5 protein-coding genes, 23 tRNA genes and 3 rRNA genes are annotated in these 13,452 nt (G+C 47.6%); 1 reads left to right on the top strand and 30 read right to left on the bottom strand.

What is annotated here, in order from left to right:
* On the top strand, positions 1–833 hold an 833-nt coding region (locus BK582_RS02250), incomplete at its 5' end, for a transposase (protein WP_139368304.1).
* Positions 834–992: 159 nt separating this feature from the next.
* On the opposite strand, the gene BK582_RS02255 is transcribed toward BK582_RS02250, so the two are convergent.
* The 30 genes from BK582_RS02255 to BK582_RS02400 form a co-directional block, all read right to left on the bottom strand.
* Positions 993–1,069, bottom strand: a tRNA-Arg gene (locus BK582_RS02255).
* Positions 1,070–1,100: 31 nt separating this feature from the next.
* A tRNA-Leu gene (locus tag BK582_RS02260) sits at positions 1,101–1,187 on the bottom strand.
* An 11-nt stretch (positions 1,188–1,198) separates the two neighbouring features.
* Positions 1,199–1,274: transfer RNA gene (locus BK582_RS02265), tRNA-Lys, on the bottom strand.
* Positions 1,275–1,278: 4 nt separating this feature from the next.
* Positions 1,279–1,354: transfer RNA gene (locus tag BK582_RS02270), tRNA-Thr, on the bottom strand.
* Between the two features lie 5 nt (positions 1,355–1,359).
* Positions 1,360–1,435: transfer RNA gene (locus tag BK582_RS02275), tRNA-Val, on the bottom strand.
* Between the two features lie 6 nt (positions 1,436–1,441).
* A tRNA-Glu gene (locus tag BK582_RS02280) sits at positions 1,442–1,516 on the bottom strand.
* A 34-nt stretch (positions 1,517–1,550) separates the two neighbouring features.
* A tRNA-Ser gene (locus BK582_RS02285) sits at positions 1,551–1,643 on the bottom strand.
* Position 1,644: 1 nt separating this feature from the next.
* Positions 1,645–1,720: transfer RNA gene (locus tag BK582_RS02290), tRNA-Asn, on the bottom strand.
* A 7-nt stretch (positions 1,721–1,727) separates the two neighbouring features.
* Positions 1,728–1,804 (bottom strand) — tRNA-Ile (locus BK582_RS02295).
* 56 nt (positions 1,805–1,860) lie between these two features.
* Positions 1,861–1,934 (bottom strand) — tRNA-Gly (locus BK582_RS02300).
* A gap of 46 nt (positions 1,935–1,980) precedes the next feature.
* A tRNA-Pro gene (locus tag BK582_RS02305) sits at positions 1,981–2,057 on the bottom strand.
* 65 nt (positions 2,058–2,122) lie between these two features.
* Positions 2,123–2,211, bottom strand: a tRNA-Leu gene (locus tag BK582_RS02310).
* A gap of 25 nt (positions 2,212–2,236) precedes the next feature.
* Positions 2,237–2,311 (bottom strand) — tRNA-Cys (locus BK582_RS02315).
* A gap of 9 nt (positions 2,312–2,320) precedes the next feature.
* Positions 2,321–2,395: transfer RNA gene (locus BK582_RS02320), tRNA-Gly, on the bottom strand.
* A gap of 7 nt (positions 2,396–2,402) precedes the next feature.
* Positions 2,403–2,477 (bottom strand) — tRNA-Gln (locus tag BK582_RS02325).
* Between the two features lie 10 nt (positions 2,478–2,487).
* Positions 2,488–2,563: transfer RNA gene (locus BK582_RS02330), tRNA-His, on the bottom strand.
* A 10-nt stretch (positions 2,564–2,573) separates the two neighbouring features.
* Positions 2,574–2,658: transfer RNA gene (locus tag BK582_RS02335), tRNA-Tyr, on the bottom strand.
* A gap of 20 nt (positions 2,659–2,678) precedes the next feature.
* Positions 2,679–2,754, bottom strand: a tRNA-Phe gene (locus BK582_RS02340).
* A gap of 21 nt (positions 2,755–2,775) precedes the next feature.
* A tRNA-Asp gene (locus tag BK582_RS02345) sits at positions 2,776–2,851 on the bottom strand.
* 1 nt (position 2,852) lies between these two features.
* Positions 2,853–2,929: transfer RNA gene (locus BK582_RS02350), tRNA-Met, on the bottom strand.
* A gap of 31 nt (positions 2,930–2,960) precedes the next feature.
* Positions 2,961–3,037 (bottom strand) — tRNA-Ile (locus tag BK582_RS02355).
* Positions 3,038–3,044: 7 nt separating this feature from the next.
* Positions 3,045–3,121 (bottom strand) — tRNA-Met (locus BK582_RS02360).
* Between the two features lie 29 nt (positions 3,122–3,150).
* A tRNA-Ala gene (locus tag BK582_RS02365) sits at positions 3,151–3,226 on the bottom strand.
* Positions 3,227–3,261: 35 nt separating this feature from the next.
* A 5S ribosomal RNA gene (rrf, locus tag BK582_RS02370) occupies positions 3,262–3,378 on the bottom strand.
* 202 nt (positions 3,379–3,580) lie between these two features.
* Positions 3,581–6,515 (bottom strand): 23S ribosomal RNA (locus BK582_RS02375).
* Positions 6,516–6,892: 377 nt separating this feature from the next.
* Positions 6,893–8,460: ribosomal RNA gene (locus tag BK582_RS02380) — 16S ribosomal RNA — on the bottom strand.
* Together the 16S, 23S and 5S rRNA genes with 23 tRNA genes alongside form the textbook arrangement of a ribosomal RNA operon.
* A gap of 590 nt (positions 8,461–9,050) precedes the next feature.
* Complete coding sequence (locus tag BK582_RS02385; RefSeq protein WP_078592797.1) at positions 9,051–9,488, bottom strand: DUF5392 family protein; 438 nt, start codon at positions 9,486–9,488, stop codon at positions 9,051–9,053.
* A gap of 124 nt (positions 9,489–9,612) precedes the next feature.
* The gene (locus BK582_RS02390; protein WP_078592798.1) at positions 9,613–9,804 is read right to left on the bottom strand and encodes a hypothetical protein; all 192 of its coding nucleotides are present in this window, start codon (positions 9,802–9,804) and stop codon (positions 9,613–9,615) included.
* Positions 9,805–9,980: 176 nt separating this feature from the next.
* Entirely contained in the window at positions 9,981–11,408 is a 1,428-nt protein-coding gene (locus BK582_RS02395; RefSeq protein WP_244895481.1) for a phospholipase D family protein, read from the bottom strand.
* A 561-nt stretch (positions 11,409–11,969) separates the two neighbouring features.
* Positions 11,970–13,412, bottom strand: coding sequence for a carbon starvation CstA family protein (locus BK582_RS02400; protein ID WP_078592800.1), 1,443 nt, complete (start codon positions 13,410–13,412; stop codon positions 11,970–11,972).
* Between the last annotated feature and the right edge of the window lie 40 nt (positions 13,413–13,452).

The following is a 13,452-nucleotide window of genomic DNA, read 5'->3' on the forward strand; positions in this document are numbered from 1 at the left end:
TGAACGGCCGAAACAGTTACTCTAAAACCGACACTGATGCGAGTTTCATGAGAATGAAGGATGACCACATGCGTAACGGCCAGCTTAAGCCAGGCTACAATGTACAGACAGGGACAGAAAACCAGTTTATCACCGGATTTAGCCTTCATCAGCGAGCTGGAGATCCAGGCTGCCTGAAACCACACTTCGATTTACTGGAAAAATACGGTCGCCGACTTCCCAACAACCTGATCGCCGATTCAGGCTATGGAAGTGAGGAAAACTACTCCTTTTGTAAAGAGAAGAAGATAGAAGCCTATGTGAAATACAGTACACTGGATAAGGAACAGACCAAAAAGTTTAAAGATCAGATCGGTCGGGTGGAGAACCTCCAATATGATGAAGAGGAAGACGAGTGGAATTGCGCTAATAATAAGCGTCTTACGTTTCAGTATAATTCTAATCGAAAAACAGAAAACGGTTATACGACGATCAAACGTGTTTACCGGTGCGTGGATTGCCACGGCTGTCCTTTCCAGGAAGTATGCGCTAAAGGAAAAGATACGAAAACGATTAGTGTGTCTATGAAGAATCAGGAACAGCGAAGGCAGGTTCGGGAACGGCTTCAGACAGAAACAGGAAGTCAGCTTTACCGGCGGAGAAAGTGTGACGTAGAGCCGGTTTTTGGACAAATTAAATATAACCGAGGCTTTAATCGGTTCCATCTGAGAGGCCTTTCCAAAACGACGCTGGAATGGGGTCTTCTTTGTATTGCCCATAACTTTCTAAAATGGGAAACACATCTGAGGTTGAAGGAACAAAAAGAAATAAAAAGAGAGCCAAAGGCAGGGTAAGAGGCCTTCGACTCTCGAAAAATTAACTAAAAAAAGCTTACAAAAAGAGGCTGTCCTTTAAAGATCGCAATTTAGCGACCTTTTGGGACAGCCTCTATACTCTTAAAAGAGAATAACAAGTATGTATTAAAAAGCTGTTAATTATATTATTAGGTTCCTTGGCGCGCCCTAGAGGATTCGAACCTCTGGCCTACAGCTTAGGAGGCTGTCGCTCTATCCTGCTGAGCTAAGGGCGCTCGCAGAGTAATTATACCTGGAATCTAAGTTTGGTGCGGGTGAAGGGAGTCGAACCCCCACGTCTGTTAAGACACTAGAGCCTGATTCTAGCGCGTCTGCCAATTCCGCCACACCCGCAATATAAAAAATGGTGAGCCATGAAGGACTCGAACCTTCGACCCTCTGATTAAAAGTCAGATGCTCTACCAACTGAGCTAATGGCTCTTACTGGTGCTGGCCAGAGGACTTGAACCCCCAACCTACTGATTACAAGTCAGTTGCTCTACCAATTGAGCTAGGCCAGCAAAATTGGTGGAGGATGACGGGCTCGAACCGCCGACCCCCTGCTTGTAAGGCAGGTGCTCTCCCAACTGAGCTAATCCTCCAGTAAGTGGTGACCCGTACGGGATTCGAACCCGTGTTACCGCCGTGAAAGGGCGGTGTCTTAACCACTTGACCAACGGGCCAACTAATTAATAAAAGCTATAATTTAAGTTATTATGGCGGAGGAAGAGGGATTCGAACCCCCGCGGGCTTTGACACCCCTGTCGGTTTTCAAGACCGATCCCTTCAGCCAGACTTGGGTATTCCTCCGTGGCTCCACAGGCAGGACTCGAACCTGCGACCGATCGGTTAACAGCCGATTGCTCTACCAACTGAGCTACTGTGGAATAACTATGGTGGGCCTGAGTGGACTCGAACCACCGACCTCACGCTTATCAGGCGTGCGCTCTAACCAGCTGAGCTACAGGCCCTCAAGCAGCAATTGTAAGTCTACCATGTATCTATGAATTGTGCAAGAGGTTAAATTTGGAGCGGGTGATGAGAATCGAACTCACGACATCAGCTTGGAAGGCTGAGGTTTTACCACTAAACTACACCCGCATATTATTGAGAATATATAGCTTTAGCTTGTCTAAAATAAGTGCAATGGTCGGGAAGACAGGATTTGAACCTGCGACCCCCTGGTCCCAAACCAGGTGCTCTACCAAGCTGAGCCACTTCCCGTTTTCTCTTAATTGACCTGGCTAAAGGAGATTGAACCCCTACGTACTAATACCAGCAATTGTATTTGGTGCCGAGGGCCGGACTTGAACCGGCACGGTAGTCACCTACCGCAGGATTTTAAGTCCTGTGTGTCTGCCAATTCCACCACCCCGGCTAGAGGTTAAAAAGATTAGTGAAAATGGAGGCGGCACCCGGATTCGAACCGGGGCATAAGGGTTTTGCAGACCCGTGCCTTACCACTTGGCTATGCCGCCATGAAATATTGGAGCGGAAGACGAGATTCGAACTCGCGACCCCCACCTTGGCAAGGTGGTGTTCTACCACTGAACTACTCCCGCTTAATATTGGCTGGGCTAGCAGGATTCGAACCTGCGAATCACGGAATCAAAATCCGGTGCCTTACCGCTTGGCTATAGCCCATTAATAAATATGGGGCGGCTGATGGGAATCGAACCCACGAATGCCGGAACCACAATCCGGTGCGTTAACCACTTCGCCACAACCGCCTTAATAAAATGGTGGAGGGGGACGGATTCGAACCGCCGAACCCGGAGGGAGCGGATTTACAGTCCGCCGCGTTTAGCCACTTCGCTACCCCTCCACACTTATAAAACTAAAAAATGGTGGCTCGGGACGGAATCGAACCGCCGACACACGGATTTTCAGTCCGTTGCTCTACCGACTGAGCTACCGAGCCTTAAATTTGTTAAATTAAAAATGGCGGTCCCGACGGGAATCGAACCCGCGATCTCCTGCGTGACAGGCAGGCATGTTAACCGCTACACCACGGGACCTTGGTTGCGGGGGACGGATTTGAACCATCGACCTTCGGGTTATGAGCCCGACGAGCTACCAGACTGCTCCACCCCGCGACGATATGAAAGTTTCGAATGACTTAGAAAATGGTGGACCCTGTAGGACTCGAACCTACGACCAACCGGTTATGAGCCGGTTGCTCTAACCAACTGAGCTAAGGGTCCATAATTTTGGTAGCGGCGGAGGGGATCGAACCCCCGACCTCACGGGTATGAACCGTACGCTCTAGCCAGCTGAGCTACACCGCCATATAATTACAGAAAATATTTTTAAAATATGGTGGAGCCTAGCGGGATCGAACCGCTGACCTCCTGCGTGCAAGGCAGGCGCTCTCCCAGCTGAGCTAAGGCCCCGATAGAAACGGGACTAACATAGTTAGCCCCGGTCTGCCCAGCGACGTCCTACTCTCACAGGGGGAGAGCCCCCAACTACCATCGGCGCTGAAGAGCTTAACTTCCGTGTTCGGCATGGGAACGGGTGTGGCCTCTTCGCTGTCGTCACTGGACTATGTAATTGAAAGGTGTCTAGCTTCAGCGCCTACTCGTTCGAGGTCACTTCGGTCCGTCAATCGAAGCTTAAATGCTTGCTTCTTCTTTCCGGTCCTCCAGTGCTTGTCGCTCGTATACGAGGCCGCTTACGCTTTTCGTGTTGCCCTCTCAAAACTGGATAACTTTTTTCTGATTGGTGATCTTGCTTAGTAAGACTTATTGGTTAAGTCCTCGATCGATTAGTATCTCTCAGCTTCACATGTCGCCATGCGTCCACACGAGACCTATCTACCTCATCTTCTCTGAGGGATCTTACTCACATAAAGTGATGGGAAATCTCATCTTGAGGGGGGCTTCATGCTTAGATGCTTTCAGCACTTATCCCTTCCACACGTAGCTACCCAGCGATGCTCCTGGCGGAACAACTGGTACACCAGCGGTGTGTCCATCCCGGTCCTCTCGTACTAAGGACAGCTCCTCTCAAATTTCCTGCGCCCGCGACGGATAGGGACCGAACTGTCTCACGACGTTCTGAACCCAGCTCGCGTACCGCTTTAATGGGCGAACAGCCCAACCCTTGGGACCTACTTCAGCCCCAGGATGCGATGAGCCGACATCGAGGTGCCAAACCTCCCCGTCGATGTGGACTCTTGGGGGAGATTAGCCTGTTATCCCCAGGGTAGCTTTTATCCGTTGAGCGACGGCCCTTCCATACGGTGCCGCCGGATCACTAAGCCCGACTTTCGTCCCTGCTCGACCTGTATGTCTCGCAGTCAAGCTCCCTTATGCCTTTGCACTCTGCGAATGATTTCCAACCATTCTGAGGGAACCTTTGGGCGCCTCCGTTACCTTTTAGGAGGCGACCGCCCCAGTCAAACTGCCCGCCTGACACTGTCCCTGAACCGGATCACGGTCCGAGGTTAGAATTTCAGTACAGCCAGGGTAGTATCCCACCAATGCCTCCACCGAAGCTGGCGCTCCGGTTTCCAAGGCTCCTACCTATCCTGTACAAGCTGTACCAAAATCCAATATCAAGCTGCAGTAAAGCTCCATGGGGTCTTTCCGTCCTGTCGCGGGTAACCTGCATCTTCACAGGTAATATAATTTCACCGGGTCTCTCGTTGAGACAGTGCCCAAATCGTTGCACCTTTCGTGCGGGTCGGAACTTACCCGACAAGGAATTTCGCTACCTTAGGACCGTTATAGTTACGGCCGCCGTTTACTGGGGCTTCAATTCAGAGCTTCTCCCTTACGGGATAACCCCTCCTCTTAACCTTCCAGCACCGGGCAGGTGTCAGCCCCTATACGTCGCCTTGCGGCTTGGCAGAGACCTGTGTTTTTGATAAACAGTCGTTTGGGCCTATTCACTGCGGCTCTCTCGGGCTTGCACCCTATCAGAGCACCCCTTCTCCCGAAGTTACGGGGTCATTTTGCCGAGTTCCTTAACGAGAGTTCTCCCGCGCGTCTTAGAATTCTCTTCCCGCCTACCTGTGTCGGTTTGCGGTACGGGCACCAGTCACCTCGCTAGAGGCTTTTCTAGGCAGTGTAGGTACAGGAACTTCGGTACTTAAATTTCCCTCGCCATCACAGCTCAGCCTTATGGCAAACGGATTTGCCTGTTTGCCAGCCTAACTGCTTGGACGCGCATATCCATCAGCGCGATTCCCTGCCTTCCTGCGTCCCCCCATTGCTCAAATGGTGACGTGGTGGTACAGGAATTTCCACCTGTTTTCCATCGCCTACGCCTTTCGGCCTCGGCTTAGGTCCCGACTAACCCTGAGCGGACGAGCCTTCCTCAGGAAACCTTAGGCTTTCGACGGAGGGGATTCTCACCCCTCTTTTCGCTACTCATACCGGCATTCTCACTTCCAAACGCTCCACATGTCCTTCCGGTCATGCTTCACAGCCCTTGGAACGCTCCCCTACCACTGTCCGTAAGGACAATCCATAGCTTCGGTGATACGTTTAGCCCCGGTACATTTTCGGCGCAGAGTCACTCGACCAGTGAGCTATTACGCACTCTTTCAATGGTGGCTGCTTCTAAGCCAACATCCTGGTTGTCTAAGCAACTCCACATCCTTCTCCACTTAACGTATACTTGGGGACCTTAGCTGATGGTCTGGGCTGTTTCCCTCTTGACTACGGATCTTAGCACTCGCAGTCTGACTCCCGAGGATAAGTGATTGGCATTCGGAGTTTGACTGAATTCGGTAATCCTGTGGGGACCCCTAGTCCAATCAGTGCTCTACCTCCAACACTCTTCCCTCGAGGCTAGCCCTAAAGCTATTTCGGGGAGAACCAGCTATCTCCGTGTTCGATTGGCATTTCACCCCTACCCACACCTCATCCCCGCACTTTTCAACGTGCGTGGGTTCGGGCCTCCATCCAGTGTTACCTGGACTTCACCCTGGACATGGGTAGATCACACGGTTTCGGGTCTACAACAACGTACTATAGCGCCCTGTTCAGACTCGCTTTCGCTGCGGCTCCGTCTCTTCAACTTAACCTCGCACGTTATCGTAACTCGCCGGTTCATTCTACAAAAGGCACGCTGTCACCCATGAACGGGCTCCAACTACTTGTAGGCACACGGTTTCAGGATCTCTTTCACTCCCCTCCCGGGGTGCTTTTCACCTTTCCCTCACGGTACTGGTTCACTATCGGTCACTAGGGAGTATTTAGCCTTGGGAGATGGTCCTCCCGGATTCCGACGGGGTTTCACGTGTCCCGCCGTACTCAGGATACACTCCGGAGGAAACAACGTTTCGGCTACAGGGCTGTTACCTTGTCCCGCGGACCTTTCCAGGTCGCTTCACCTACGCTGTTTCTTTGTAACTCCGTATGGAGTGTCCTACAACCCCAGAAGGCAAGCCTTCTGGTTTGGGCTGATTCCGTTTCGCTCGCCGCTACTCAGGAAATCGCATTTGCTTTCTCTTCCTCTGGGTACTAAGATGTTTCAGTTCCCCAGGTCTGCCTTCTCATACCCTATGTATTCAGGTATGGATACTGCCTCATTACAGGCAGTGGGTTCCCCCATTCGGAAATCTCCGGATCAAAGCTTACTTACAGCTCCCCGAAGCATATCGGTGTTCGTCCCGTCCTTCGTCGGCTCCTAGTGCCAAGGCATTCACCGTGCGCCCTTTCTAACTTAACCGTTTTTGCGGCAGATAACCGTCGGATATCTTCGTCAACTGCGCCTTCTCGTTCCTGTCGCGTATTGGTATACGCTCAGTCACTCGAAAGCTTGTTTCCTCGATCTCCTTGGTTCTCCTTGCAAAAACCTTAATAAAAGGTTTTTTACGCAATTATGGCGTCTACATTTAGCCTTATCTAAGACACTCGGTTGTACTCGTTAAAAGTTTGCACTTTTAATTAAAACAACCGGTGATCATCAATCAGTTAATCGTTATCCAGTTTTCAAAGGGCAATAATGAGACAAGTATGTCTCTAAATTGAAGGATTTATTCCTTCAAAACTGAACAAAAGCTCAAGCGAAGCTTTAAAAAGGTATGAGCCTTTTAAGCTCCTTAGAAAGGAGGTGATCCATCCCCACCTTCCGGTAGGGATACCTTGTTACGACTTCACCCCAATCACCTGTCCCACCTTCGGCGGCTGGCTCCAAAAGGTTACCTCACCGACTTCGGGTGTTACAAGCTCTCGTGGTGTGACGGGCGGTGTGTACAAGGCCCGGGAACGTATTCACCGCGGCATGCTGATCCGCGATTACTAGCAATTCCGGCTTCATGCAGGCGAGTTGCAGCCTGCAATCCGAACTGAGAGTGGCTTTATGGGATTCGCTCGGCCTCGCGGCTTTGCTGCCCTTTGTACCACCCATTGTAGCACGTGTGTAGCCCAGGTCATAAGGGGCATGATGATTTGACGTCATCCCCACCTTCCTCCGGTTTGTCACCGGCAGTCACCTTAGAGTGCCCAACTGAATGCTGGCAACTAAGGTCAAGGGTTGCGCTCGTTGCGGGACTTAACCCAACATCTCACGACACGAGCTGACGACAACCATGCACCACCTGTCACTCTGTCCCCCGAAGGGGAACGCTCTGTCTCCAGAGTTGTCAGAGGATGTCAAGACCTGGTAAGGTTCTTCGCGTTGCTTCGAATTAAACCACATGCTCCACTGCTTGTGCGGGCCCCCGTCAATTCCTTTGAGTTTCAGCCTTGCGGCCGTACTCCCCAGGCGGAGTGCTTAATGTGTTAACTGCGGCACTAAGGGTATCGAAACCCCTAACACCTAGCACTCATCGTTTACGGCGTGGACTACCAGGGTATCTAATCCTGTTTGCTCCCCACGCTTTCGCGCCTCAGCGTCAGTTATAGGCCAGAAAGTCGCCTTCGCCACTGGTGTTCCTCCACATATCTACGCATTTCACCGCTACACGTGGAATTCCACTTTCCTCTCCTACACTCAAGTCCCCCAGTTTCCAATGACCCTCCACGGTTGAGCCGTGGGCTTTCACATCAGACTTAAGAGACCGCCTGCGCGCGCTTTACGCCCAATAATTCCGGACAACGCTTGCCCCCTACGTATTACCGCGGCTGCTGGCACGTAGTTAGCCGGGGCTTTCTGGTCAGGTACCGTCAAGGTGCCGCCCTGTTCGAACGGCACGTGTTCTTCCCTGACAACAGAACTTTACAATCCGAAGACCTTCATCGTTCACGCGGCGTTGCACCGTCAGGCTTTCGCCCATTGCGGATGATTCCCTACTGCTGCCTCCCGTAGGAGTCTGGACCGTGTCTCAGTTCCAGTGTGGCCGATCACCCTCTCAGGTCGGCTACGCATCGTCGCCTTGGTGAGCCGTTACCTCACCAACTAGCTAATGCGCCGCGGGCCCATCTTACAGTGTTAGGAACAAGTCCCAACTTTTACAGCAGAACCATGCGGTTCTTCTGATCATCCGGTATTAGCCCCGGTTTCCCGGAGTTATCCCAGTCTGTAAGGCAGGTTGCCCACGTGTTACTCACCCGTCCGCCGCTCATTCCACAGGCATCACCCCGAAGGGATCAGCCTGTTTCCTGCGCTCGACTTGCATGTATTAGGCACGCCGCCAGCGTTCGTCCTGAGCCAGGATCAAACTCTCCAATAAATTGATACGAGTTTGATGTCTCTGACATCATTTATTTGAAAGATTACTCTTTCGATTGACGGGATATTTAAAATATCCCACTTCGCTTGGCTTATTGTTCAGTTTTCAAAGAACAAATGTTTCGTTGTCGTTTCGGCGACAAGAATCATTGTATCACATCTGAAAGTTCTGTGCAACAACTTTTTTCAAGAAGTTTTTCTTGTGAGTTGTTTGCAGTAATTAATGTAAGCAGCTGTTTTATCAGCGACAAGATTCATTGTACCATACTCACTAATTCCGTGCAACAACTTTTTTCAATAACTTTATAAGTTGTTCGTGCCGTGAACCAGTGTGTCTCTGCGACGTATATAACTATATCACACAGATTAATTCTGCGCAACAATAAATTTTAAGGTATTTTTTTCTAACCGGTTTACTAATTTATCATAGTTACAACGAAACAACAAGGCAAACCCCTTGCTGTTTTTCAGAAGCGAAAATTATTCCGGTCCTGTCATTCAGTGGCCAATTACTTACACCTCTCCCATAACGGAATTCCATGCTATGTATTATAAGAAGAAAATAAAAAACCTCCTGTTAAAAACAGAAGGTTACAATTGCTCATGCATAATTTCTTTCATTCTTTCTTCCTGTTGCACAAATGCAGCGAAGTATCTTGAAGCTTCAGATGGTGAGGTACTCACCTTTTCTAAGTAATCTCCCTTTATATCTTCATGAATATAACCACTTCCTGCAATTCTTTCTTTTATAAATTCCAGTTGTTCATCCTCTTGGGAGTTTTCATGTTTATACTTGTTGTCTTTATATATAGCAAGTCCGGAAACTGCAGCAGTAGAAGAAACAACAATCAATCCGTCACCAGCAGGAAGAAGACTGATAAAATACATTATTAATATCGTAAAGGAGAAAAGCGGAATAAATAATGCCCCATAAATTAAGCATTTGCTTGCCACCGGCTTTATACGTTCCTGAAAATGAATTATGTCGCTTTCTGCAAAAACGGAGTTGCTTTCCTGACTGGATAACATATCATGTTGTCCTCCTTTCACATTTGTTTAACGTTTACCCTGTTATTATTTTAGTCAATCCCTTTTTTCGGTTGAGAACATGTTTAATAAATGTTTAGTCTTCTGAAAACAAATAAAGAAGACCCTAAGTAATCTTAGACCCTTCTTTGTCAGTCAGGAATTCTGTTGTCAGTTCCTTAATAACGAGATCAATCGCCTTGATTTCCCCTAGTGTCAGAGACCTTAGCTCCACTGTTTGCTCTTCTTTCATTTCCTTAAGAAGGTGGTCTCTTCTTATTTCCAGCCTGCTTATATAGTCGGTAATTTGCTCTTCCATAGGCACCGTCCCTCTCACAAATATAAAGTATAAAACCCCTTCGTTCTTTTTAAAGATTTAATGTTCTTTATAAAGAATATAGTTTAAGTATAATACCTTAAGCTTACGAACGCAATATTTTTCACTTAAAATATAGGCTTAAAGTAGTGTTACTACAAGTGTACTTTGTTCTGATATTACAAAAGGTAAGTAAAATGACGGGTCAACAACGAGAGCAGCCAAACTCCTGTACTTTTTATCCAGGGGACCTCTTCTGTCTCTGTGAACTCATTTTCCTTATATAAACCGTCTCCGTCTACAAGGAGACTGTTGTATTTAATATCCTTCTCAATTTCCTTCATTAACATTGCGGCAAATTCTTCACTATCCACTACAACCATTACCTCTGTGCTTAAAAAGGTACTTCTTGAATCCAGGTTGAAAGAACCTACTACACTGATCCTGCCATCAATAATAAATGTTTTTCCATGGAGGGATTCATCAGGACCCTGGTACTCGTAGAGTTTTGCCTCTGAAGCAGCTATCTTATTCCGTGACTCTCTGTACCCGGAATATGCAAGTAAATTGGGTGTTGCAGCCAGGGAATTGGTTATGATGGTTATTTCTGCAGCATTAACCTGGGAAAGGTTTAGATACTGTAGCATATCTTCTGTTGGAATAATATAAGGACTCTGCATGAGGACAGAGTCCTCGGCATTCTCTATTAATGAAGTAATCTCCTTCCATACCCATGGTTCCTTATTCATTCTGACCACCGGGTTATGGATGAAGGAAATGTTATTAACCGGGACAGACTGTTCCAGCCAGTCAGACTCATTATTAAAAGCTTCCTTATATACATTCAGGTGAAAGTCATGCAGTTCACGTAATTCATCCAGTTTTTCTATTGCCATCTCTTCTTTATTCTTCGATAATTCCGGAAAAGCATACTGGGAAAATTCATGGTCCCAGACATACTGATAGTAACTGCTTATTTCAGTTATGGTGCTTTCATTACAGCCGCACATATTAATAATACCCAAATCCCTGTCGTTCGAAGCTCCGTTATACCCCTCCCTTCCAAAGTACTTATCTCCGATATTACGTCCGCCCATAAGAGCAATCTGATCATCAGCAATCAATATTTTATCGTGCAGCCGATTGTTCCATGTCCATGGACGAACAGGATCAAAAGGCTCGTAAAACTTCATATCAATATTGGGATGATATGAAAAAGCATAGGCTGCTGACTTTGCCTCGCCTTTTATGCCATGGAACATCCCATCGAGCAGAATACGAACATTCACCCCTCTGTCAGCTGCTTCAATAATGCTTGAAAATAATATATCCCTTGATAACCCAGGGTGTACAGTATAATAGGAAAGTTCTATTTTTTCCTGTGCATTTTCAATTAAATTAATTCTCGCAAGCCCCGCCTCGTACCTGTCTTCTATATGGAATACCCTATCGTCCGACTGCGTTTTATCCAGACTGGTATTCTGCTGGCCTTCTGATGATGAAGGGGCAATGAACTGAAAAATGAACGCACCTGTAATGAAAGCATAAAAGATGTAAATTAACACGCCCGCAAGAATTGTTACTGCAATTTTCTTCATATACTTCATCACAGGCAAATCCCCTCCCATTGTGCCTTCTCTTTCACTAATATGTATTTATAAATCTCCTAGTGACAAATAAAAGCGGGTACACAGCCTCTTACAGCCATGGGCCCGCTTCAACCAGGTTATATTGTTTTCTTCTAATATCCCGCTGTATTAAAGTTCCTTAAATCAGCTTCAGTGGCTACTCTGCATGGTTAACCAGCTCCCTGAAAAGCAGGTAATCTGTAGGGGCCAGGCAAGATTCCTTAAAAAGGCTGTTCCAGCTCGTTTGATTATCACAATTATATCTGGGAAGTATGAACTGAAAATGAACTATAGGGCAAGAAGCAGAGGAAGGACGGGCACTCGAGACCTTCTTGCATTACCTCTCAATATGAATCCCCGCCCAAGTAGAATTCACTGACGGTGCTCACCTTTCATACATGAGCTTTTCACCGTCCTGACCCCGCCCATTCAGAAAAAAACTGCCTGCACTCTGGCAGACAGCTTTTTTCTAAAAACTATATTTATTTTTCGCCGATAAACATATGTTCACCGGACTTAGTACTCCTGGAATTCTCTTTGTTAGGCTACTTGAGATGTGTCCTCGTCGATTTCAAAGTTATCCATTGCCCGGTTCAGTTTCACTTTGTAAGCGAACAGTCCGAGAACGATTACTGTGCCAACTCCAGCAAGGATATAAGATGTTGTCATCGGCAGGCCAAAACCGATTGGCGCACTAAAGATGAAGGTAAAGGATACCATTGTCATGAAGACAGCCGGCACTGTCGCCACCCAGTGGAACTTCATCTGAATTGCCAGGTACATTGCCCCGACAAACAGGGCAATTGCACTGATCGCGGCGTTCGTTACTCCGAAGTATCTCCACAGAAGTGTGAAGTCCATGTTAGTAAGGATGAAAGAAATAACGAATAACGGAAGTGCGATCCAGAGACGGCTTGCGATTTTGAGCTGCGGAAGCTTGATATAGTCCGCGATAATCATACGCGCAGAACGGAAAGCTGTGTCGCCGGAAGTGATTGGAAGCACGATTACTCCAAGTACTGCAAGTGTTCCGCCGATAGCACCCAGAAGCGTGAACGCTACTTCGCTTACTACAAGTCCAGCTCCGCCAGTTGCGATAAGCTCGCTTAAATCTTGTCCATAGAAAAGGCTCATTGCAGCAGCAGCCCAGATCATTGCGATAATACCTTCAACAATCATCATTCCGTAAAAAATTCTGCGTCCGCTTTTTTCATTCTGAGTTGTTCTTGAAATGATCGGTGACTGTGTCGCATGGAAACCGGAAATGGCACCACATGCGATCGTAATCATCAGCAGCGGGAAGATTGCGTCTCCGCCTGGATGCATGTTTGTCAGAGTCAGTTCTGGAATCGGAGCTCCTGTACCAATCAGCATTACACCGACACCGATTGCACTTATTACCAGCAGCGCTCCGAGAATTGGATAAATCCGTCCGATGATTTTATCAACAGGAAGTAATGTTGCAAAAATATAGTAAACGAAAATTGCGCCAGTAATAATTCCTAATGTAACCCATCCGTTCATTAAGTTAAACAGCAGTCCTGCCGGGGCAGTTACGAAAACGGTTCCAACAAGCAGCAAAAGAAGAACTGCAATCGCATTTACGATGTGCTTCATTGCTTTACCAAGAAACTTCCCTGCAAGTTGCGGCAGATGAGCCCCTCTGTTACGGATGGAAATCATACCAGTAAGATAATCATGAACAGCACCGGCAAAAATACAGCCGAGTACAATCCAGATAAAGGCTACAGGTCCGTATAAAGCACCCATGATCGGTCCGAAGATAGGACCCACACCTGCGATATTCAGCAGCTGGATCAGGGAGTTCCGGTTAGTGCCCATTGGTATATAGTCAACACCGTCTTTCATGCTGTAAGCAGGTGTCTGCCTTGTTTCTTTAACGCCAAAAATCTTTTCAATGAATTTTCCGTATGTGAAATAAGCAACGATTAAAAGTGCGATAGAAACTAAAAATGTTATCATTTGGGAGCACCTCTTCCTTATATGAATGTTAATTTATAAA

This window comes from Evansella clarkii (assembly GCF_002019695.1).
GTDB classification, from domain to species: domain Bacteria; phylum Bacillota; class Bacilli; order Bacillales; family Salisediminibacteriaceae; genus Evansella; species Evansella clarkii.

What these genes read in the sequence shown, in the direction of transcription:
- BK582_RS02385 (WP_078592797.1), bottom strand. Translation starts at nt 9,488, where the DNA reads ATGTTATCCAGTCAGGAAAGCAACTCCGTTTTTGCAGAAAGCGACATA.
- BK582_RS02390 (WP_078592798.1), bottom strand. Translation starts at nt 9,804, where the DNA reads ATGGAAGAGCAAATTACCGACTATATAAGCAGGCTGGAAATAAGAAGA.
- BK582_RS02395 (WP_244895481.1), bottom strand. Translation starts at nt 11,408, where the DNA reads ATGAAGTATATGAAGAAAATTGCAGTAACAATTCTTGCGGGCGTGTTA.
- BK582_RS02400 (WP_078592800.1), bottom strand. Translation starts at nt 13,412, where the DNA reads ATGATAACATTTTTAGTTTCTATCGCACTTTTAATCGTTGCTTATTTC.